The sequence below is a fragment of the Streptomyces swartbergensis genome, from assembly GCF_002148965.1.
GTDB lineage: Bacteria > Actinomycetota > Actinomycetes > Streptomycetales > Streptomycetaceae > Streptomyces > Streptomyces swartbergensis.
On sequence record NZ_NGFN01000017.1, the window covers coordinates 19870 to 41222 of the forward strand.

The 21353-nt window shown below is 69.5% G+C and carries 17 protein-coding genes and 5 pseudogenes; 11 read left to right on the forward strand and 11 right to left on the reverse strand.

Annotated elements, in window-relative coordinates; translation table 11 throughout:
- Positions 1 to 70: 70 nt before the first annotated feature.
- Positions 71 to 472: pseudogene (locus CA983_RS49390) on the reverse strand (potassium transporter TrkA); the annotation flags it as partial.
- Positions 473 to 832: 360 nt separating this feature from the next.
- On the opposite strand from CA983_RS49390, the gene CA983_RS05085 reads away from it, so the two are divergent.
- From CA983_RS05085 to CA983_RS45750, 3 genes are all read left to right on the forward strand, one after another.
- Positions 833 to 1348, forward strand: a complete 516-nt coding sequence (locus CA983_RS05085) for a hypothetical protein (RefSeq protein WP_086599678.1) — start codon at positions 833 to 835, stop codon at positions 1346 to 1348.
- Positions 1349 to 1453: 105 nt separating this feature from the next.
- The gene (locus tag CA983_RS05090; protein WP_086599679.1) at positions 1454 to 2986 is read left to right on the forward strand and encodes an SPFH domain-containing protein; all 1533 of its coding nucleotides are present in this window, start codon (positions 1454 to 1456) and stop codon (positions 2984 to 2986) included.
- 205 nt (positions 2987 to 3191) lie between these two features.
- Positions 3192 to 4115 (forward strand): hypothetical protein, encoded by a 924-nt coding sequence (locus CA983_RS45750; protein WP_143645450.1) that lies wholly within the window; start codon positions 3192 to 3194, stop codon positions 4113 to 4115.
- A gap of 627 nt (positions 4116 to 4742) precedes the next feature.
- On the opposite strand, the gene CA983_RS05100 is transcribed toward CA983_RS45750, so the two are convergent.
- A complete protein-coding gene (locus tag CA983_RS05100; protein WP_086599681.1) occupies positions 4743 to 5882 on the reverse strand; it encodes a PucR-like N-terminal domain-containing protein in 1140 nt (379 codons plus the stop codon).
- Between the two features lie 87 nt (positions 5883 to 5969).
- Between CA983_RS05100 and CA983_RS05105 the strand changes: the two genes are divergently transcribed.
- The 5 genes and pseudogenes from CA983_RS05105 to CA983_RS05125 form a co-directional block, all read left to right on the forward strand.
- Positions 5970 to 7025: a ferredoxin reductase gene (locus CA983_RS05105; RefSeq protein WP_086599682.1), complete on the forward strand. Its 1056-nt coding sequence runs from the start codon at positions 5970 to 5972 to the stop codon at positions 7023 to 7025.
- Between the two features lie 7 nt (positions 7026 to 7032).
- Positions 7033 to 8151 (forward strand): fatty acid desaturase family protein, encoded by a 1119-nt coding sequence (locus tag CA983_RS05110; protein ID WP_086599683.1) that lies wholly within the window; start codon positions 7033 to 7035, stop codon positions 8149 to 8151.
- A gap of 18 nt (positions 8152 to 8169) precedes the next feature.
- Positions 8170 to 8328 (forward strand): annotated as a pseudogene (locus CA983_RS05115) (GNAT family N-acetyltransferase); the annotation flags it as partial.
- A 12-nt stretch (positions 8329 to 8340) separates the two neighbouring features.
- Positions 8341 to 8688 (forward strand): annotated as a pseudogene (locus CA983_RS47630) (potassium transporter TrkA); the annotation flags it as partial.
- Between the two features lie 213 nt (positions 8689 to 8901).
- A pseudogene (locus CA983_RS05125) lies at positions 8902 to 9012 on the forward strand (TerB family tellurite resistance protein); the annotation flags it as partial.
- 619 nt (positions 9013 to 9631) lie between these two features.
- Here CA983_RS05125 and CA983_RS48855 read toward each other — a convergent pair.
- The 9 genes and pseudogenes from CA983_RS48855 to CA983_RS49125 form a co-directional block, all read right to left on the reverse strand.
- Positions 9632 to 9754, reverse strand: coding sequence for a hypothetical protein (locus CA983_RS48855; RefSeq protein WP_279628420.1), 123 nt, complete (start codon positions 9752 to 9754; stop codon positions 9632 to 9634).
- 181 nt (positions 9755 to 9935) lie between these two features.
- Positions 9936 to 10340 (reverse strand): hypothetical protein, encoded by a 405-nt coding sequence (locus CA983_RS05135; RefSeq protein WP_086599685.1) that lies wholly within the window; start codon positions 10338 to 10340, stop codon positions 9936 to 9938.
- 43 nt (positions 10341 to 10383) lie between these two features.
- Positions 10384 to 11862: a sensor histidine kinase gene (locus CA983_RS05140; protein ID WP_086599686.1), complete on the reverse strand. Its 1479-nt coding sequence runs from the start codon at positions 11860 to 11862 to the stop codon at positions 10384 to 10386.
- The gene (locus CA983_RS05145) at positions 11859 to 12551 is read right to left on the reverse strand and encodes a response regulator transcription factor (protein WP_086599695.1); all 693 of its coding nucleotides are present in this window, start codon (positions 12549 to 12551) and stop codon (positions 11859 to 11861) included. The genes CA983_RS05140 and CA983_RS05145 overlap by 4 nt, the downstream gene beginning before the upstream one ends.
- Before the next feature lie 534 nt (positions 12552 to 13085).
- Entirely contained in the window at positions 13086 to 13394 is a 309-nt protein-coding gene (locus CA983_RS49105; RefSeq protein WP_341866639.1) for a hypothetical protein, read from the reverse strand.
- A gap of 29 nt (positions 13395 to 13423) precedes the next feature.
- A complete protein-coding gene (locus CA983_RS49110; RefSeq protein ID WP_341866640.1) occupies positions 13424 to 13645 on the reverse strand; it encodes a hypothetical protein in 222 nt (73 codons plus the stop codon).
- Between the two features lie 37 nt (positions 13646 to 13682).
- Positions 13683 to 13928 (reverse strand): TIM-barrel domain-containing protein, encoded by a 246-nt coding sequence (locus tag CA983_RS49115; protein ID WP_341866641.1) that lies wholly within the window; start codon positions 13926 to 13928, stop codon positions 13683 to 13685.
- 46 nt (positions 13929 to 13974) lie between these two features.
- Positions 13975 to 14562, reverse strand: coding sequence for a TIM-barrel domain-containing protein (locus tag CA983_RS49120; RefSeq protein ID WP_341866643.1), 588 nt, complete (start codon positions 14560 to 14562; stop codon positions 13975 to 13977).
- A 32-nt stretch (positions 14563 to 14594) separates the two neighbouring features.
- Positions 14595 to 15068 (reverse strand): annotated as a pseudogene (locus CA983_RS49125) (glycoside hydrolase family 31 protein); the annotation flags it as partial.
- Positions 15069 to 15697: 629 nt separating this feature from the next.
- Between CA983_RS49125 and CA983_RS05155 the strand changes: the two are divergent.
- The 3 genes from CA983_RS05155 (at position 15698) to CA983_RS05165 (ending at position 21314) form a co-directional block, all read left to right on the forward strand.
- Positions 15698 to 18004 carry a beta-L-arabinofuranosidase domain-containing protein gene (locus CA983_RS05155; protein ID WP_086599687.1) on the forward strand — a complete coding sequence of 769 codons (2307 nt, stop codon included), beginning with the start codon at positions 15698 to 15700 and terminating at the stop codon, positions 18002 to 18004.
- 167 nt (positions 18005 to 18171) lie between these two features.
- The gene (locus tag CA983_RS05160; protein WP_086599688.1) at positions 18172 to 19584 is read left to right on the forward strand and encodes a non-reducing end alpha-L-arabinofuranosidase family hydrolase; all 1413 of its coding nucleotides are present in this window, start codon (positions 18172 to 18174) and stop codon (positions 19582 to 19584) included.
- Between the two features lie 83 nt (positions 19585 to 19667).
- Positions 19668 to 21314 carry a glycoside hydrolase family 27 protein gene (locus CA983_RS05165; protein WP_086599689.1) on the forward strand — a complete coding sequence of 549 codons (1647 nt, stop codon included), beginning with the start codon at positions 19668 to 19670 and terminating at the stop codon, positions 21312 to 21314.
- Positions 21315 to 21353 lie beyond the last annotated feature (39 nt).

A 21353-nucleotide genomic window follows, 5' to 3' on the forward strand; every position in this document is an offset into this window, starting at 1 on the left:
CCTGGTCGAGGAGTTCCTCCAGATGCTGGCCGAACTTGCGGTCGTAGAGCCGGATGACCAGGCGCAGCCGGGGGTTGAGACGGCGGGCGGCCGGCGCGGCGTGGATGTTGGTCTCGTCGTCGTCATGCACGAGCGCCAGCGCGGCGGCCTCGCGCACGCCCATCTCGGCCAGGGCGGCTTCGTCGAGGACGACGGTCTCGACGATGCGGGCTGTGCCGGTCGCGCCCGAATCGGTCGAGTCCTCCGTGCGGTTCATGGCGGCCTGTATCCGGCCGAGCAGCGCGGCGGTGCGCGCCCTTCCGGTGGTGGCGCCGGGCCGCCGCCGCGAGGGCGGTACGACCAGAGTGACCCGCTCCCGGCACACCGTGGCGAGCTCGGCGGCCAGCCGCTCGGCGAGCGCGTCGTCCCCACACACGATCATGTGCCCCGGACGCGGCACGCCAGGAGCGGGCTGAAGGCACGACGTGATCATGACGTACGGCACCCCCGGCTCGGGCGGAGGAGAGGCCGCCCAGGGGCGCGTACCGCACCAAGGACGACTCTGAAGACCGTCATGAGCACCACGTCGGGACCCCCGTTCGGCGAAGCTTCTCCGCCTTCTTCCGTCAAGATCGCCGACCAGACTTCCCGGCACACCGCTGGGAACCGTACAGGTTCCTGACGCGGTGACACAGAGCGTCGGCAAGGCCTCGCCCGCCGACCGTCCGACTGTTCGGGGTGCGGCATTAAAGCCGCGTAAAGATTGCCGGAATCAGGCAATGTCTCGCCCGTTGTCCGCGTGTGACGATGCCTGCGACAACGGGGGAAGGGCAAGGAGAGGCGGTGTGCGCGGATGGCCTGGTTTCTGGGGCTCGGCATAGCGGGGGTCGTCCTCCTTGCCCTGTCGTTCGTCCTTGACGGCGTACTCGAAGGACTGCTCGACGGAGTCGCCGTTGCGGACGGCCTGCTCGACGGGCTGCTGTCGCTGCCGGTGATCGCCGGGTTCTTGTCCATGCTCGGTTTCTCGGGGGCGATCGTCATGGGGGCAACCGGACTGGGCCCGGTGGGAGCCACGGTGATCGGGGTGCCGGCCGGTGTCCTCACCGGCTGGTTCGCCTACCGGCTCAGCCGGGCTCTGATGCATGACTCCTCCGGCGCCGCTCCGCGTGACGCCGACTTGATCGGCGCATCCGGCTCGGTGGTGACCGCGATCCCCGCCGAGGGCTACGGCGAGGTGCTGGTGCACGTGGCCGGGCAGCCGAGGAAGTTCGCGGCCAAGAGCCCGGTGGCCGTGGCCCGGGGAGCCGACGTCTGGGTCGAGCAGGCGCTGTCGCAGTCGGCGGTGTCCGTACGCCCGGTCGAACGCTGACCCGGCGAAACGGTCCTCCATTTCCAGCACCTGGCCGAGGTGCCGTTCTCATCCACACATCCTTTACCGAATGCCGTCCTCAGGGAGGGCTGAGGGGACATCACCATGAGTTCTGTTGCCATCGCGGTGGGAGGAGTCGTCGTACTCCTCGTGCTGCTCGCGCTGGTCGTCGTCAGCCGGTACAAGGTCGCTGGCCCCAGCGAGGCGTTCATCGTCACCGGGCGGCGCGGCAAGAAGTCCACCGATCCGGAGACCGGGCGGGTGTTCACCGACAACAGCGGCCAGAAGGTCGTGGTCGGCGGCGGCGTGTTCGTCGTGCCGTTCGTGCAGCAGAGGTTCACCCTCGACCTGTCCTCGCGGCACATCCCCGTGGCGGTGCGCGGCGCTGTCACCCTGCGCGGGGTGAAGGCCAACCTGGAGGGCGTCGCCATCGTCAAGGTCGGCGGCGCCGAGGACGCCATCCGCGCCGCCGCCCAGCGGTTCCTGATGCAGCAGGACGGCATCGTCGGCTTCACCCAGGAGGTGCTCTCCGGGGCGCTGCGCGCCATTGTGGGCCGGATGTCGGTGGAGGACATCATCCGGGACCGGGCCGCGTTCGCCGGACAGGTGGCGGAGGAGGCGGAGGCGAGCCTGTCCGGGCAGGGCCTGGTGCTGGACGCCTTCCAGATCCAGGACATCACCACCGAAGGCTCCTACCTGGAGGACCTCGGCCGGCCCGAGGCCGCCCGCGCCAAGCAGGAAGCCGACATCGCCGAGGCGGTCGCCCGGCGGGCCGCCGAGCAGGCGCGGCTGAAGGCCGAGGAGGAGATCGCGATCGCGCAGCGGACCTTCTACCTCAAGCAGGCCGAGATCAAGGCCGAGACCGACGAGGCCGCGGCCCGGGCGGCGGCCGCCGGCCCGCTCGCGGAGGCCGCACGTCAGCAGGAGATCCTCGCCCAGCAGGAGAAGGTCGCCGAGCGGCAGGCCGAACTGACTGACCGCCAGCTCGACACCCAGGTCCGCAAGCCCGCCGACGCCCAGCGGTACGCCGCCGAGCAGGAGGCGGAGGCCAAGCGCGTGGCCCGCGTGAAGCAGGCCGAGGCGGAGCGGCTGGCCGCCATCGCCGCCGCGCAGGCGGAGGCCGAGCGGTCCCGGCTCACGGGTGAGGGCGAGAAGCAGCAGCGCAGCGCGCTGGCCGAGGCGCACGCGATCGAGGGTCTCAAGCAGGGCGAGGCCGAGCGGTCCCGGCGTGCGGCGATCGCCGAGGCGGTGCGGCTGGAGGGCGAGGCCGAGGCGGCGGCGATCGGCGCGAAGGGTGCGGCCGAGGCCGAGGCGATGCGGAAGAAGGCCGACTCCTTCGCCCAGTACGGCGATGCGGCCGTGCTGCAGATGCTCGTCGAGGTGCTGCCGCAGGTGGTCGCGAAGGCGTCCGAGCCGCTCAGCGCGGTGGACAAGATGACGGTCATCTCCACCGACGGCGCGAGCCAGCTGTCCCGCACCGTCGCCGACAACGTGGCCCAGGGCGTCGAACTCCTCAGCTCGACCACGGGAGTCGATCTCGCCGAGCTGCTGAAGAGCATCACCCAGCGCAACGGTGACGTCCAGCCCTCGACCACACCGGCCGCCGCCGAGGCCAACGGAAAGATCCAGATCGGCTGAGAGCAGGCAGCCTGCACAAGGGCCCGCGCGGCATCGAGCCGCCGGGCCCCGCCCTGGGGGATTTGGGCAGACGGCACTGCCGGTCCTGGCAACCGGTCCATTCACCGGCTGCCGGCTCCTCGCGCGGTTCCGCACCGAAGCCCTCCCGAGCACGCCCGGCGCGACATCTCCGAACCAGGAGACGTAGTGAAGAGACGGTGCCCGCATGTCTGACACACACCCCGGCACGTACATGACGACCGCTCTCGCCCTTCCCTCGACAACGCGCGCAGTCGCCGACCACCGTCGACGGGCCTGGTGCTGGCTAGGTACCGGGATCACGGCCGTGGTCGTCGGGCTGGCCGTCGGACCGGGCGCGGACGAGGCCGGCATCGGCCGGCTCCGCGCACTCGCTGTGTTCTGTGTCGGCTGCGGTCCCGTCGCCGGCGCCGTCGGGGTGGCCGCGCTCGTCAACTCCCGCCGTATCGGGCTTGCCGTGGCCACGCATGCATGGATGGCTTGCAGTGCTGTCGCCATCCCGCCGAGCCAGGGGCCGCCACGGGTGGTGCTGCGCCATCCAGCGGAAGGAACTTTGATCGCGCTGTCCGTGCGCACCGTGGCGCCGCGGTACCACCTGGCCAACCCCGAACCCCGAGGAGTGCTGTGGTGGGCCGAAGACCCCCGAACCGGTGGGGTCATCGCGCCACCGGGCGGGAAGTATCTGGTCCGGGTGCTCCCCACGCGATCCGACCAGGTGCGTCGCCGCGACGCGGAGGCCGCCGTCCGGCACGGGCTGTTGGACAGACCGACGCCACTCCAGCCACAGCTCCCCGTGCTCGAGCCGTCGGCAGACCAAGCGCAGCATCTGGACCTGTCGTACGCGGCGCTGGCCGAAGCCGCCCGACATTTCAGCCGTCCCGGCACGGACGGACGTCTTGAGCACAAGGGGCCCGACGTCCGGACCGTGCCCTGGTGGCGGGTCCGCGTGCTGCTGGAGATCTCGCAGGTACGGCCTGCTGCGGTCAACGCGGTGTTCGCCGCGGTGATGATGCTGCTGCTGTGGTGGCTCTGGGCGAGAGACCGACCAGTAAACCCTGAACCTCAGTTTCAACGAGGTCGGCGAGGACACCGCCCGCCTCTATACCCGTGACTCGGACGGAACGATCCTGCTGCCCGTGCGTGGACTACTCCACGCACGGGCAGATCGTCCACCACAACGGCACCGCAGGGGACACCACCGAACGAAACCACGTCTACGACAAGGCCGGCCGACTTAGCTCCTGACCTCACGTTCCGTCATTCCATCCGCATCATCCCTCGCGCGGTGTGCCAGGCCGGCCCGGTCGGTCGTCCGGCCGACCTGTCGGAAGGGAGGCACGGGGCCGTCGCAGAACCACGGTGGTCCCCGGCGCGAGCGGCCTGGCCCCCCGCCTCTGGTGACCCGGCCTGGCCGCCCCGCCGGTCACCCAGCTGCAGCCCGCCGCGCGCCCGTGGGTCAGTTCATGCCAGGACAGCGCCCTCCACGACGACATGAAAGCTGTTTTTAGGGCATAGCGGCCCATATCACCGATCAGATGCTCGATGAGCGCGTCGACGAGCGGGCCGGTGCGCATCGTCCACCGGATCCAGTCGTTGTCTGGTCCTCACATCAACCCCCGGTTTCAGCTGACTCATACCGCTCTTCCCCGGGCCGCATGAGCGCCAGCTGATGGCACCGAGAACGAGGCACGATTCCTGGACCGCTCGCGGACACGGTCGTGGACGGTCGAAGTACGCATCAGCTGCCCCGAAGACCGACCGCCAGCGTCAGTTCAAGCACCCGGTGTGGCGATGCGAGATCCGGAAACAGCTCCCGCAGCTGCGACATCCGGTACCGGACTGTCTGGGGATGGACGAACAACGCCGCCGCCACCTCGTCCCGCCTGCCCTGGTGCAGCAACCACGCCCGCAACGTCTCCTCCAGCCGCCGTGCGGTCGCGACAGGCAAGGTTCGCAACGGTGCGAGGGCTCGGGCTCGCAGGTCTGCGAACGCGTCCACGTCGGCGCTCAGCACCAGCTCGGGCAGGTGGTCCTCGGTGTCGCGGATATCGGAGGAGAGGGAGCGCGCGCGTGCGGCTCGTGCGTACGAGGCGGACGCACGAGTCCATGGCCGGGCCGGGCCGACCACGGCGGTGCGGTCGGTCAGCTGCCGCAAGAGATGTGATCGGTCGGCATCGGGGACGAGCAGCACCCCGGTGGCGTCCGGCAGATCGTCGAGGACGAGGGTGCTCGGGTCGAGCGTGCGATAGGCAGGCCGGGCCTGGTCGGCGGGCAGCAGGACCGCGGTCAGTGAGACCGGAGGCTGCCACCCGGCCCGTTGAGCGGAGGCCAGGAGCACGTCCGGGCTCGCGCCGGCGAGGAGGTCGCGGGCCAGGTGTTCCAGGTGGCGCTCGTGGGCCCTGCCCCGGGCGGCCAGTTCGTCGGCGTGGCCCGCGGCGCTCGCGGCGGAGAGCTCGTCGATGTATGCGAAGGTCAGCTCGGCGAACTTGGCGACCTCGGCAGCGGGCAGACCTGCGGGTACGGCACCCGCTGCCAGGCATCGCCAGGCCACGCGGGCGCCGACGCGGTAGGCGCTGAGCAGGGCGTCCATCGAACGGCCGTCGCGCACCTCGCCGCGGCCCAGCTCGTAGGCCGCGTCACCGGCGTCGCCGCCTGTGGCGTTCCCGCTCGCGAGGTCCAGGTAGTGCCCCAGGGCGGTGCGGACGGCTCGGCGGATGGTGGCGCCCATGTGGCCCGAAAGGGCGTTGGCGTAGGGAGGGACCTCGTCGATGATCGCCTGGACGACCTCGTCGGCGGTGGTCTTCAGCGCGGCCCGCAGTGCGGTGACCGTCGTCTCATCCAGGGCCAGTTCGCTGGCCCTCTGGATTGCATGGCTCACGTTTCTATTCCCTGCGAACAATTCAGCCAGCCAGATTTACGTCCTGTGGTCAGGACTTTACGCCTTGAGGCGCAGCAAGCTGGAGTCATGACGAGTGCAGCCCTGCGCAGCAGGGCGTGGAAACTGCTGGAGATGGTCACGACGCCGCTGCTGCCGTCGGACTACCTCGACCTGGTCAGCCCGCTGCGTGCGGGCGCTGACCTGCGTGGGCGCATCGAGGCCGTGCACCCCGAGACGGGTGACGCCGCGACCATCGTGATCAGGCCGGGACGGGGCTGGCGCGGCCACACAGCCGGTCAGTACGTGCGGATCGGGGTCGACGTCGACGGGGTGCGCCTGTGGCGTGCCTACTCCATCACCTCGCCGACAAACCGCCAGGACGGCCGCGTCACAATCACCGTGAAGGCGATCCCGGACGGCAAGGTCAGCAACCACCTGGTCCGCAGGGCGAAACCGGGCACGCTGATCCAGCTCGACCAGCCGACCGGTGACTTCGTGCTGCCGCAGGCCAAGCCCGCCAAGGTGCTCTACCTGACGGCCGGCAGCGGCATCACGCCCGTGATGGGCATGCTGCGCGACACCGAGTTCGACGACGTCGTCATGGTCCACTGCGCGCCACAGCCGCAAGACGTGATCTTCCGCAACGAACTGCACGACCTGGTCGCGGACAAGAAGCTGCGGCTCACCGAGGTGCACACCGACACCGACGGCATGCTCGACATCGCCCGTCTCGACGAACTCGTGCCCGACTGGGCCGAGCGCGAGACCTGGGCCTGCGGGCCCGCGGGCCTGCTCGACGCCGCCGAAGAGCACTGGACCGAGCACGGCGTCCAAGAGCGCCTGCACACCGAACGCTTCCGCCCCAGTATCGTCGTCGCCGGCGACGGCGGCGAGGTCACGTTCAGCGCCACCGGCAAGACCGTCGACGCAGACGGCGCCACGCCGTTGCTGGACATCGGCGAGGAGGCCGGCGTGCTCATGCCCTCCGGGTGCCGCATGGGCATCTGCTTCGGCTGCATCACGCCGCTCAAGACGGGCGCCGTCCGCGACCTGCGCACCGGCGAGATCACCGAGGCCGAGCCGGGCGTCCTCATCCAGACCTGCGTGTCCGCCGCGGCGGGCCCCTGCGACATCGAACGGTAGGAGCACCTTGAGCGCCATCGACCCCACCGCCCACCTGACCGCGGAGCAGATCGAGGAGCTTGGCCGGGAGCTGGACGCGATCCGCGACGAGGTGATCGCCGGCCGCGGCGAGAAAGACGCCGCCTACATCCGTAAGGTCATCTCGGCGCAGCGCAAGCTCGAGCTGGTCAGCAGGGGCGTGCTGCTGTTCTCGATCTTCCCGCCCGCGTGGCTGATCGGCACCGCCGGTCTGTCCGTGGCGAAGATCATGGACAACATGGAGATCGGCCACAACATCCTGCACGGCCAGTGGGACTGGATGCGGGACCCGAAGATCCACTCCACCACCTGGGAGTGGGATCACGTCTCGCCGGCCGATCAGTGGAAGCACTCGCACAACGAGCTGCACCACACGTACACCAACGTGATCGGCAAGGACAACGACCTCGGCTACGGCATCATGCGCGTCGACGAGGACCAGAAGTGGCACCCGTTCCACCTCGGCCAGCCGCTGTGGAACTTCATCAACGCCTGCTTCTTCGAGTACGGCATCGCAGCGTACGATCTGGAGCTCGGCAAGAACCTGCACAAGCGCCGCCGCAAGAACCCAGAGTTCCGCGCGCGGGCCAAGGCCGTGGGCCGCAAGATCCGCAAGCAGGTGCTCAAGGACTACGTGATCCACCCGCTGCTGTCGGGCCCGTCGTTCCTCCCCACGCTCGCCGCCACGTTCACCGCGAACCTGGTCCGCAACATCTGGACCCACTCGGTGATCATGTGCGGACACTTCCCCGAGGGCGTACAGGTCTTCGAGCGCCGGTCGATCAAGGGCGAGACGCGCGGCCAGTGGTACCTGCGCCAGATGATGGGCTCGGCGAACATCAGTGGCAGCAAGGCCATGCACTTCATGACCGGCAACCTGTCACACCAGATCGAGCACCACCTGTTCCCGGACCTGCCGAGCAACCGGTACGCCGAGGTCGCGGTGAAGGTGCGCGCGCTGTTCGAGAAGTACGAGCTGGAGTACGTCACCGGGCCGCTGCCCAAGCAGGTGTTCTCCGCGTGGCACAAGGTCTTCAGGCTCTCGCTGCCGAACAAGAAGCCCAAGGTCAAGACGCCGGACCGCGAGCAGGAGCTCGTCGCCGCCTGATTCCCGGTATTGGTTCAGATCGGCCGGACCTTGATGGCGCGCGCGATCACGAGGGCACGTTCGCGTGGCTGCGCGCTGGTGCAGCTGACCAGCAACAAACAGCGTCAGGACGCACACCGCTTCTATGCCGCACTGGGCTTCGCACGCAGCCACGAAGGGTTCAAGCTCACGCTTTAGGGGCGGTCGCCTGTGGGCCGCCAGATCCTTGGAGCCATCCCGGTCGAACGCCGCATACTGTCTTCGCCGCCCTCAACGTCGCCGGGCACCTCCGCCTCGAAGGACGCACGATCGCCGAATCGTTCCGGGCCGGCGCCTGGCGTGTCATCGCCCTGGACACAGAACCAAACGACCGGCATCCCGACCTTTCCATCACCCCAGCCCACGGCGGCGCAGACCGACCACCGGACTCAGACGGACCTCCACCCCGGCTACGTCCTGCGCCCCGAGGACCGCGTGGTCCTCGCCACCACCCGACAGGGCCTGGCTGAACTCCTCGGGCGACAGCCTCAGCTTCGAGCTCGGCCGTCCGGCGGGTAGCCCAGCATCGACGAGAGGCAGAGACCGCCGGAATTTCAGGTGGCCATGGCCTCAAGTCCCGCGTCCGTCGGGGCGGCCGTCGACACCTGTGGACGGATGCCCAGAACTTTGGCCCGTCCGTGATGACCGCGAACCACTACAGAATCCCGGTGAACAGACCGAATGCCCCTTGGGTTCCTTCCGCAACCGCGCCAGGATTCCACGAACCCGTAGATCGGCATCGTCATCGGCGGTGCCGACGGTGATTTCGACAAGGACGAGCAGGCCATCGTGCGCGAGGCGTGCTGCGCCCTCGATCTGCCGCCGCACGAGTTCGACCTCTGACCGACCCGGACCACGCGGCGGGGCGGCGCCCCTTGCGAGCCGGCCCGCCGCACCCTCGGTGAGAGCTGGAGTAGTGATGCCGAACATCGGCCGATCCCCGAGGCGGAGCGCCCTGCAGCATCTGCGCACGACCGCGGTCCTGGCCAGCGCCGGAATGCTGGTCACCATCGTGCTCTCGGCTCTCCCTGAGGAGCCGGTCCCTCTGCCGTTCAGCGCCGGGCACCATCAGGACCGGTACACCGGCACCGCAGAGGACCGCCTTCTCCACGGGGAGTCCTGCGCCCTCGACGAGGCGGAAGACGGTTTCGGCCTCGTCGGTGACGGTCGCCCGACCGCCACGCGGATCCGGACGGGCTCCTGGGGGCACAGGGCGGCTACCGCCGCAAGCTGACCATCGAGGACCGCCGGATCGACGGTGGCACGGTCACCGCACCCGATCCCGGCAGCGTCCATCTCGGCGGCGCGATCGAGGCGTTTCCCGGTGCTTGATGCCGCCCACACTCGCGCCGTGCGCCTGCACGCCTCCGCCTCCCGCTCACCGGCCCACGCCGAGCACCCACCTCGAAGGGCGGATTCTGCTGCGCTTGTCCCCATACCTGACCGAGAGCGCGGGCGAAGCCTATGCCGCAGCGCTCGACGCCACCGAGATGGTCCGGCCGGCCACCGAAAGGAACACGGCGGACGCCTGGTTCTCCAGCAGCGAGGCGTTGCCGGCCATTACGGCGGTCGGGTCGGTGGCCACCTTGTCGAGCCGCCGGAACAGCCGTCTTGGCCCGCTCGTCGCCCGGCCCCTGAACCGGCCGGAGCAGCGCCGCGACGTCCGGTGGATGCTGCCGTGCGTGCCGATGCCGTCGGCCGGGCGCGCGGCCCTCCCGCAGCGCGCGGCCCTGCGGGGGCGGGTTCAGGGGCCTTTCCGGTACTGGTCAGGCGGAGTGCCCGTCCTTGACGGTCGCGCACCAGCTCCGCACCTTGGCCAGGTCCTTCTCACGCTGCTGGAGTGACGGCACGAGGGACTTGCGGAAGGCCAGTTCGTCGTCGAGGTATTTCGCGACGGCCGCCTGCCCGTCCGCCTTGGTCTTGGCGGCCCGCTTCTCCAGCTGGGCGATGGAGCCCTTCCCCGACCCCTCCAACCGCTTGAGCTTCCGCTCGATCCGCTGCTCGGTCTTCGGAGCGCGCTTGCACAGCTTGTTCGCGCCGTCCTTCGCAGCAGTGGTGGTGGCGGGCTTGTGGGACGCGGCCGTGCTGCTGCTCTCCGCTGCGGCGGTCCCGGCAACGCCCAGTAGGGCGGCCACCGCCACAGAGATGACAACGATCTTCCTGGGTCGCATGATGCGTTCCTTCCTATGCGGCGTCCTGCTGACGGGAAGGAAGCTAGGAGCCCTCTTTGTGGAAACCTTGTGACGTCCCGGGTGCCGACAGCCAGTCCCCGCGCAGCGGCCGCAGGGTGTAATCCGCCGTCGTCGGAAGGCGCACTACGAACCGCGCGCCGTGCCGCCCGTCCGGGCGGTCCACAGCCGAGACGGTGCCCCGGTGCAGCGCGATCTGCTGGGCGACGAGAGTGAGCCCCAGCCCCGACCCGGGACTGCTGGGACGGCGGTGGAATCGCTGGAACACGACATCCCGCCGTTCAGGGGGGATGCCCGGCCCGTGGTCGTCCACCATGAGCACCGCTGCCTGCCCCTCCTGGCAGAGGGCCACGTCGATGCGGGCCGGCCGGTCTTCGAACCGCCCGTGGATACAGGCGTTGGTCAACAGGTTGTCCACCGCGGATCGCAGCCCCTGCTCCCAGCCGTGCGTCCACAGACCCGGGGAGCCCGTCACCGTCACCTCCACGTCCGGGTGTCCGCGGCGCAGGCCGGCGACCGACGCGTCCACCACCTCGGCCAGATCGACCGGGCCGAAGGCGTCCGCCTCGACCAGGTCGCCCTGGGCCAGCGCCCGGAGCATCACCAGCAGCCCCAGCAGCCGCGTGTGCTCGCGCCGCAGGTCCGCCAGCACCTCAGCGCGGTCCGGATCCGCCAGATCAGGATGCTCGGCGAGAATGTCCAGGTTGGTCCGCATGCTCATCAGCGGCGTGCGCAACTCGTGCGAAGCGGCCGCGGAAAACGAGCGGGCCACCTCCAGCGCCTCCACGGTACGCGCTGCCTGCTGGTCGTAGCGCTCCAGCACGGTACGGATCGTCCGGGCCAGGTCGTCCACCTCGGCGATCCCGGTGGGGGTGTGATCCAGGCGGGCGGCGCTCGTCCTCGGGTCGAGGCCGCTGGTACGGCGCTGCAGACGCCGCAGGGGCCGCGCGGCACCGGCCGCGGCGGCCCACCCCACGGCCCCGGCGAGCGGGGCGGCGAGCATCGCGACGGTCACCACCCGGCCGCGCACCAGCCTGATCTGCGCCTGCTTGGCGGTGTCCGGGGAGAACAACCACAGGGTGCCGTCCATCACTGGGCGATTGACGGCCACCGGCACCGACAGCACCCGCCAGCTCGCGCCGTCGGCCGCTCGTACGGTGACGGGCGTGGCGGCGTTCGGCGGCAGCGGCACGGACGCGTCCGGCTGGGGTCCGCCGGCGGTCACCGTGCCCGCGGGGTCCGTCAGCCGTACGCCCACGTCGAGCGCTGCCGCGAACAGCCGCCGCTCGCGGGCATGCTCGACGGACGGGGGCCGGTCCGACGCGGCGGCCCGCAGCAGCGCCTTGGCGTCCGGGGTGACGGCTGCGGCCCGGTCGTGCAGCTGGGCGTCCTGCTGCTGGTGCAGGTCCTTGGCGACCAGTCCCAGCAGCAGCAGGCCCGAGGCGAGGACCAGCAGCGGCACCGTGACGCCGACAGCGATCGCCATCCGCGTGGACAGCCTCATGGCGTGCCGTCCCGGGGCAGCCGAAGGACGAAGCCGACCCCGCGCACGGTGTGCAGCATCCGGGGCCGCCCGTCGGCCTCCAGCTTGCGGCGCAGGTAACTGACGAAGGTGTCCACCGCGTCGGTGCGCACCTCGAAGTCGTAACCCCACACCAGATCCAGAAGCTGATCCCGTGTCAGTACGATCCCGGCGTTGCGGGCCAGGACCTCCAGCAGCTCGAACTCGCGCCGGGTGAGCTTCAGCGGTTCCCCGTCGATGTGCGCCTCGCGGGCGGCCGGTGCCAGGACCAGGGGCCCGACGCGTACCCGGTCGTCGGTGGCGGGCGGGCGGCGGCGCAGCAGCGCGCTCAGCCGCAGCACCAGTTCCTGGAGGGCGAAGGGCTTGACGAGATAGTCGTCACCGCCCGCCTGGAGTCCGGTGATCCGGTCGGCGACCTCGTCGAGGGCGGAGAGCATCAGCACGGGGACGTCGTTGCCGTCGTCCCGGAGCCTGCGACACACCTCGATGCCGCTCAGGCCATCCATGGAGATGTCCAGCACCACCACGTCCGGCACCCGGTCGCGCACCGCCTCCAGAGCCGCACGGCCGCTCTCGGCCGGCACAACGGAGAAGCCGTTCAGCCGCAGGCCACGCTCCAGGGAACGCCGGATGGCCGCGTCATCGTCAACGACCAGCACCAGCCCTTTCACCTTCACGGCCGCGATGCTACGTCCCCTCCTGGCGACGACCGTGTGGCCAGAAAGCGCCGCAGACACCGGTGACGGACGCAACCGATGCCCGCAGCCTCGTGATCAGGGTGCCGTGCGCCGGGCAACGGCCTGCGACCGGTCCGCAACTCTTGACAACTGCTTACCCGCCCCTTGACACCGGAGGTCTCGGACCGCTGTCCCTCACCGCGACTGAGGGAGCCGCACTACAGCGCGGCGCAGGCGATCACACGGCGGCCAGCTCGCAAAATGTCAGTGTCCCGCCTGGCAGCATCTGAAGGGCCGAAGGGCGGCTCGGGGTCGTATTCGACGGCGAGTTGGATGGCCTTCGCCGGCCGTGGAAGCGCGGGAGCGGGAACGCCACAGAGTCTGCCGCGGAATGCCGCTCGCGGCATCATCTGGTTGAAGGAGCTGCGGCCCACGCCCGCGCTGCGCCGCCCACGCGTGTCGGGGCCGGTGAATCCCGGCCTGGGCCGGCCGCGCGATGAACCGCAGATCGCCCGTACTCGAAGGACGTCAGCTGAGCCAGTCTGTGACGTCGGCCCCTTCCCGTATGAACACGGGGATCCGTTCCAGTGAGGTCTCCGCGTCCAGCCGCGTACCGCCCTCCAGCACGCGTCCGGTGACCACGTCGATCCACCGCGCGCCGACCGGCAGATACACGCGGGCCCGCACGCCCGCCTCGTACACGGGTGCCGCCAGCACATCGGGGCCGAGCAGGAACTGGTCGTCCACGTCCCATGCCTGTTCGTCCTCGGGGAAGTCGAAGAACAGCGGACGCATCGCCGGGGCGCCGGTGTGGTGGGCCTCCTCGGACAGCCGCATCAGCTACGGGCGCAGCCGCTCGCGGAGCATCAGGTGGTCGCGGAGGATGCGGTATGCCTCTTCTCCGTAGGACCAGACTTCGTCGGACCGCCGGCCATGTCCGCGGAGAATGTGGGCTGGTTGGGCTTTCGGTCTCCGTGCAGCCGCATGACGGGGCTGAAGGTGCCGTACGGGAACCCGCGGATCAGCAGCTCGCGGTACGCGGGGTCGTCCGGGTCGCCGCCGCCGAGCCGCCGATGTCGGTGTTCCACCAGGGGATGCCGCTCATCGCGACGTTCAGTCCTGCCCTTATCTGGCGCGCGAGGGAGTCGAAGAGGTGGTGGGGATGTCACCGGACCACAGCAGGGCCCCGTGACGCCGGCTGCCCGCCCACGCGGAGCAGACCAGCGACAGCGGCCGGTCCTCACCCGCCGCGCGCAGGCCGTCGGCCACCGCGCGGGTGTGCAACAGGGGGTAGAGGTTCGCGACCTCGGCGGCCGGTCCGGCCGCGTAGACGGCGCGGTCGGCGACCGCCGGGACAGATCGGGCTCGCAAGCGTCAAGCCAGAAGCAACCCACGCCCACTGACCGGTAGTTGTCGTTCAGTCGCTGCCACAGCGCGGCCGAGCTCCGGGGTGGGTGGCGTCGTAGTACGCCATCGGGAGCGTCAGCGCCTCCCCGGCCTCCCGGGACGGCCACGCGAAGGTGAGCAGACCGCCGTCCGCGTCCCGAACGAGGCGTCCGGAGGTGCGCAGCTCGTCGTAGGTGTCGCTGCCGGGTTCGACGGTCGGCCACACCGAGACGGCGTGCTTCACCCCGAGGCCGGCCAACTCCTCGGCCATGGCCGCGGGCTCGGGCCACTCGCTCTCCTCGAAACGCCAGTCGCCCATCTTCGGACAGGGAAGAAAGAAGTCGCAGATGATGACGGACAGCGGCAGTCCGCGCTCCTTGTGCTGCCGTGCCACCGCGAGGAGTTCGTCCTGGGTGCGGTACCGCAGTTTCGACTGCCAGAAACCGGACGCCCACTCGGGAGGAGGGGCGGGCGTCCGGTGACCAGGGTGTAGGCATCGAGGATCTGGGCCGGGGTGTCGCCGGCGGTGACCCAGTAATCGACGCGCCCGCCGGCGTCGGCGGTCCACCGGGTGGTGTCGGCGCCGAGTTCGACGCGGCCGGTGGCGGGGTTGTTCCACAGCAGTCCGTAGCCGCGCGAGGAGTGCAGGAAGGGGAGGGCGGCCACGGTGTTGCCCTGAACGAGGTCGATCACACAGCCCTTCTGGTCCAGGCGCCCGTGCAGATGCTGCCCGAGGCCGTGCAGCCGTTCCCCGTCGTACGCCTCGAAGTGCTGCTCCGTCCGGCCGCCCGCCGCGTGGACGCGCGGGCCCGCGTGATGCGTGTAGGGGTCCTTGTCCGCGAGGAGTTCACGGCCCGAGACGGCGTGGCGGAACCTCAGCCGACCGTCGGACGAGGCCTCGACGATGAGGCGGCCGTTGAGCAGTCGGGCACAGCCGTCATCCGATACGGACACTTCGGCCTGCGGGGAAGGCGAGGGAGGGCTCTCCAGCGCGCCCGGGGCGGTGGGGTCGATGGTCCCCGAGGAGGCCCGGACCCGGACGGCGTCCGGTCCCCAGGGCTCGATGCGGAGGACCTCTTCGGCAGTGTGCCGTTCCAGGCCGCCTGCACGGGCACTGTAGGACAAGGGGATTCCTCGGTTCTACTCAAGTGCCCGGACACATGGTCCGTGCGGGCACGGGCTGATGTCGGTATCCGCGCGTTCATCTGGAGCGGCGCAGACGGGGCGGGAGCCCCGCCGACAGTTCAAGCTGACGTTATCCAGCTCTCGCACTCCTCACACTCCTTCTCGGCAATCCCATGTTTGACTCGGCGTCAGAGCGCGGGCCGGACGCACATCCACAAGGATCCAAGTCTTTCGTGTCGCGAGACTAGACAGAGGCAACGTTCGTATCCGTTAATCCATCCCATGTGTCAGTGGAGAAGGCTGATGGGACCGAGACGCCTATGAATCCCACGCCTCGTTGCCCAGCAGAGCGGCCGCCTGGCCCACAGTCGCCGACTCCGGACGGAGTTCCGACGAGCGAACAGGAACAGCTGCAGTGCCGGAGGAGTCTCACGCGCATCGGTTCCCGCCGGCATGGTGGCCGGGACGGTGGCCGCCACCAACAGCTCCGCTGTGACGTCGCCGACCTGCCACGTATGGCGCCACATCGGCAGCAGACAAGCCCGTGACGTGCTGCACCCGACCGCCCGACATGCGAGCGAACGCACCGACGACCACGCAGTCACTCTCCCCCCACCGAAAGGTGCAAGATGTCTTCCTCCGTCAGCAGACGGCGCCTCCTGCAAGGAGCCGGGGCCACGGCCGTCGCCTCTGCCACCGGATCCTTCATCGGCGCGTCCCCCGCCCAAGCGGCCGTCCCTCCCGCAAGGGCCGACATCGGGGTGTCCGCGCACCCCTTCGCGCTCGACCAGGTCCGGCTCACCGCGAGCCGCTGGCTGGACAACCAGGACCGTACGCGGAGCTACCTGCGGTTCGTCGATGTCGACCGGCTGCTGTACAACTTCCGCGCCAACCACCGGCTGTCCACGAACGGCGCGGCTGCCAACGGCGGCTGGGACGCGCCGACGTTCCCCTTCCGCACCCACGCCCAAGGGCACTTCCTCACGGCATGGGCACAGCTCTACGCGGTGACCGGGGACACCACCTGCCGGGACAAGGCAACCCATATGGTTGCGGAGTTGGCCAAATGCCAGGCCAACAACAGTGCCGCCGGTTTCAGCGCCGGGTACCTCTCCGGCTACCCCGAGTCCGACTTCACCGCTCTCGAGCAGCGGACCCTGAGCAACGGCAACGTGCCGTACTACACCATCCACAAGACCCTTGCCGGCCTGCTGGACGTGTGGCGCCACATCGGCAGCACACAAGCCCGTGACGTCCTGCTCGCCCTGGCGGGATGGGTCGACCGGCGCACCGGCCGGCTGAGCAACCAGCAGATGCAGGCCATGCTGCAAACCGAGTTCGGCGGCATGAACACCGTGCTGACCGATCTCTACCAGCAGACAGGCGACGCGCGGTGGCTCACCGTTGCCCAACGGTTCGACCACGCCGCGGTGTTCGACCCCCTGGCGTCCAACCAGGACCAGCTCAGCGGACTGCACGCCAACACCCAGGTACCCAAGTGGATCGGCGCCGCCCGGGAGTACAAGGCCACCGGTACCACTCGGTACCGGGACATCGCCACCAATGCCTGGACCTTCTGCGTCAACAACCACACCTATGCCATCGGCGGCAACAGCCAGGCAGAGCACTTCCGCGCCCCGAACGCCATCGCCGGCTACCTGAACAACGACACGTGCGAAAGCTGCAACACCTTCAACATGCTCACCCTCACCCGGGAGCTGTTCGCACTGGACCCGAACCGGGCCGCCCTGTTCGACTACTACGAGCAGGCGTGGCTGAACCAGATGATCGGCCAGCAGAACCCGGCAGACGACCACGGCCACGTCACCTATTTCACCCCGCTCAACCCGGGAGGCCGACGCGGTGTGGGCCCGGCGTGGGGCGGCGGCACTTGGAGCACCGACTACGGCACCTTCTGGTGCTGCCAGGGCACGGGCCTGGAGATGCACACCAGGCTGATGGACTCCATCTACTACCGCAGTGACAACACACTGATCGTGAACATGTTCGTGCCCTCGGTGCTCAACTGGTCGGAGCGCGGAATCACGGTCACCCAGACCACGACCTACCCCGTCAGCGACACCACGACCCTGCGGGTCACCGGGAACGTCAGCGGAACCTGGGCGATGCGCATCCGCATCCCGAGCTGGACCGCCGGGGCCACCATCAGCGTCAACGGCGCGGCGCAGAACATCACCACCACACCCGGCGGCTACGCCACCTTGACCCGCTCCTGGACCTCCGGCGACACGGTCACCGTCCGCCTGCCCATGCGGGTCGTCATGCGAGCGGCCAACGACAACGCGAACGTCGCCGCGATCACCTACGGCCCAGTGGTCCTGTCCGGCAACTACGGCAACTCCGCGCTCAACTCCCTCCCGACGCTGGACACGTCCTCGATCACACGGACCAGCAGCACGTCGCTCGCCTTCACCGCCACCGCCAACGGCTCCACCGTCAACCTGGGCCCGTTCCACGACGCGCACGGCCACAACTACACCGTCTACTGGAACACCAGCGGCACCGTCCGTCTCGCCAACGTGGGCAGCGGTCTCGTGCTGGGCATCCAGAACATGTCCACGGCCGACGGTGGCCGCGCTCTGCAGTGGAACGACTCGGGCACCGCCGACCACGACTGGCAAATGATCCCCGACGGAAACGGGTTCCGCTTCCGCAACGCCCACAGCGGCAAGGTGCTCGGTGTCCAGGACATGTCCACGGCGGACAACGCGACCGTCCTGCAGTGGGCGGACAACGGCACCGCCGACCATCGTTGGACGCTGCTCGACCAGGGAGACGGGACCTACAAGATCCGCAACGGGCACAGCGGCAAGCTGCTCGCCATCGCGAACAACTCCACCGCTGTCGGCGCGTTCGCGGTCCAGGACTCAGACGACGGCACCGCCGACAACCGGTGGCGTGTCGTGAGGAACTGAGGCCCTCCCGGAAGCAGATCGCGGTCGATCTCCCCCCTCCCACTTGCGCGACACTTCGACCATCGTTCGATATACCGAACGTCAAGGTCGGGTCCCAGCGCATCAACAGTCCGGACAGCCTCTGACGGGGCCAGCCGGAACCGCTTACTCAAGGAATGAGACCCCCCATGCGCAGACGTGGTTTCAGCCGCAGGCATCTGTCTGTGGTGCTCGCGACCCTGGTCGCTTCGGCGGCGACGCTCGTCGCCAACCCGGCTCAGGCGGCCACCAGCGGCGCCTTGCGCGGCGCTGGTTCCGGCCGGTGTCTCGATGTGCCGAACGCCAGCCAGACCGACGGCACGAACCTGCAGATCTGGGACTGCACGGGCGGGACCAACCAGCAGTGGACGCTGACGGACAACAACCAGCTCACCGTGTACGGCAACAAGTGCCTGGATGTACCGGGCCACGCCACCACGGCCGGGACCCGGGTGCAGATCTGGGCCTGTAACGGCGGTACGAACCAGCAGTGGCGGGTGAACTCCGACGGCACGATCGTCGGCGTGCAGTCGGGGCTGTGCCTGGACGTCAGCGGCGGTGCTACGGCCAACGCCACGGCGGTGCAGCTCTGGAACTGCAACGGCGGCAGCAACCAGAAGTGGACCGGCCTGTCCGCACCGCCGGGCGGCACGTGTGCTCTTCCGTCGACATACCGGTGGGCGTCGACCGGCCCGTTGGCGCAGCCGTCGAACGGCTGGGTCGCGCTGAAGGACTTCACCACCGTGCCGTACAACGGCAAGCAGCTGGTCTACGCGACCACCTCTGACGGATCGTCGTGGGGCACGATGGCGTTCCGTCCCTTCACGAACTGGTCGGACATGGCGACGGCCACCCAGACCGGGATGAGCCAGGGCTCGGCGGTGGCGCCCAAACTGTTCTACTTCGCGCCCAAGAACATCTGGGTGCTGACCTCGAACGGGTGGGGTACCGCCTGGCCCTTCGTCTATCGCACGTCCAGCGACCCCACCAACCCCAACGGCTGGTCCGCGCCGCAGCCGCTGTTCACCGGCAGCCTCCCCGAAGGCGGCCCGATCGACCCGACCATGATCGCCGACGGCCAGAACATGTACATGTTCTTCGCCGATGACAACGGCAAAATCTACAAGTCGACCATGCCGATCGGGAACTTCCCGGGCAGCTTCGGCTCGTCGTACACCACGGTCATGAGCGACACGAAGGAAAAGCTGTTCGAGGCGCCGGAGGTCTACAAGGTCCAGGGCCAGAACCAGTACCTCATGATCGTTGAGGCGATGGGTGCGAACGGGCGCTACTTCCGCTCGTTCACGGCCTCCAGCCTGAACGGCCCGTGGACCCTCCAGGCCGGCAGCGAGAGCAGCCCCTTCGCCGGCAAGGCCAACAGCGGTGCCACCTGGACCAACGACATCAGCCACGGTGACCTGGTCCGCACCAACCCCGACCAGACCATGACCGTCGACCCCTGCAACCTGCAGTTCCTCTACCAGGGCAGGACCCCCGCATCGGACGGCACCGACTACCTGAAACTGCCGTACCGGCCGGGTCTCCTCACCCTGCAGCGCTGACCCGCGCACATGATCACAGGCTCATGACCCCCCGATCAGGCCCGCAAAGCGGCTTCCGCTTTGCGGGCCAGGAAGGAACCCCCATGGTTCCCCTGCACAGACGACTGCTGCGTCTCCTCACGGCCACCGCACTGACGCTCAGCGCCTGCGTCACCGCCTCCGCCGGCACGACCGCCCAGGCCGCGCCGGGCAGCCCCGCGCTCACCCCGCCGCTCGGCTGGAACAGCTGGAACAGCTTCGGATGCGGGATCACCGAGGCGCAGGTCCGCCAGGCCGCCGACGCGATGGTGTCCTCGGGCATGCGGGCCGCCGGCTACCGGTACGTGGTCGTCGACGACTGCTGGTTCGACCCCCAGCGCGACGCGGCGGGCAACCTGCGGGCCAATCCGGCCAAGTTCCCCAGCGGGATGAAGGCGCTCGGGGACTACATCCACGGCAAGGGCCTGAAGTTCGGCATCTACCAGGCACCCAACGAGAAAACGTGCGCCCAGGGCGTGGGCACCTACCCCGGCTCCACCGGCAGCAAGGGACATGAGGCCCAGGACGCCGCCACGTTCGCCTCCTGGGGCGTGGACTACCTCAAGTACGACTGGTGCTCCGGCAGCGGCACTCTCAACGAGCAGATCGCACAGTTCACGACCATGCGCGACGCCCTGCGCGCCACCGGCCGTCCGATCGTCTACAGCATCAACCCCAACAGCTTCCACGCCCCCACCGGCGACAAGTACAACTGGGGCGAGATCGCCGACCTGTGGCGGACGACCGAGGACCTGCTCGACATCTGGCAGAACGGCAACACCAACAGCTACCCCATGGGCGTAGGCAACGTCCTGGACGTCACCGCGCCCCTGGCGGCGCAGTCGGGCCCGGGGCACTGGAACGACCCCGACATGCTCGTCGTCGGCCGCCCCGGTCTGTCACTGACCGAGTCCCGCTCCCACTTCGCCCTGTGGGCACTGCTCTCGGCCCCCCTCATGGCCGGCAACGACATCCGCACCATGTCCGCCGACGTGAGCGCGATCCTGCGCAACCCGCGGCTGCTGGCGGTGAACCAGGACCCGCTGGGAGCGGGCGGGCGCAGGGTGCGCGACGACGGCAGCACCGAGGTGTTCGCCAAGCGCCTGTCCGACGGCTCGGTCGCCGTGGGTCTGTTCAACCGCGGGAGCAGTACCGCGACCGTTACGACCACGGCCGCGCAGGTCGGCCTGACCGGAGGGTCGTTCACCCTCACCGACCTGTGGACCGGCGGCACGTCGAGCACGTCCGGGCAGATCTCCGCGAGCGTCCCGGCCCACGGGGTCGCCGTGTACAAGATGACCGGCGGCAGCCCGCTGGCCTCGACCACCGGGCGCCTGCGCGGTGGCGGGTCCGGCCGCTGCCTGGACGTGGACGGCGCCGCCACCGCGGCCGGGTCGAAGACGCTGCTCTGGGACTGCCACACCGCCGCCAACCAGCTCTGGACCACGTGGGCCGGAGGCGAGATCCGCGTCTACGGCGACAAGTGCCTGGACGCCTCCGGCCAGGGCACCACCAACGGCACGCCGGTCGTCATCTGGCCCTGCAACGGCCAGAACAACCAGAAGTGGACCATGCGAGCCGACGGGTCGATCCGCAACGTCCACGCCGGGCTGTGCCTCGACGCCAACGAGGCCGGCTCCGCCAACGGGACCCCGGTCATCCTGTGGACCTGCAACGGCCAGAACAACCAGAAGTGGACCACGCTCCCGTAACCCGCCAGCCCTGCCACCACGCAGGGAGACGCCCGATCG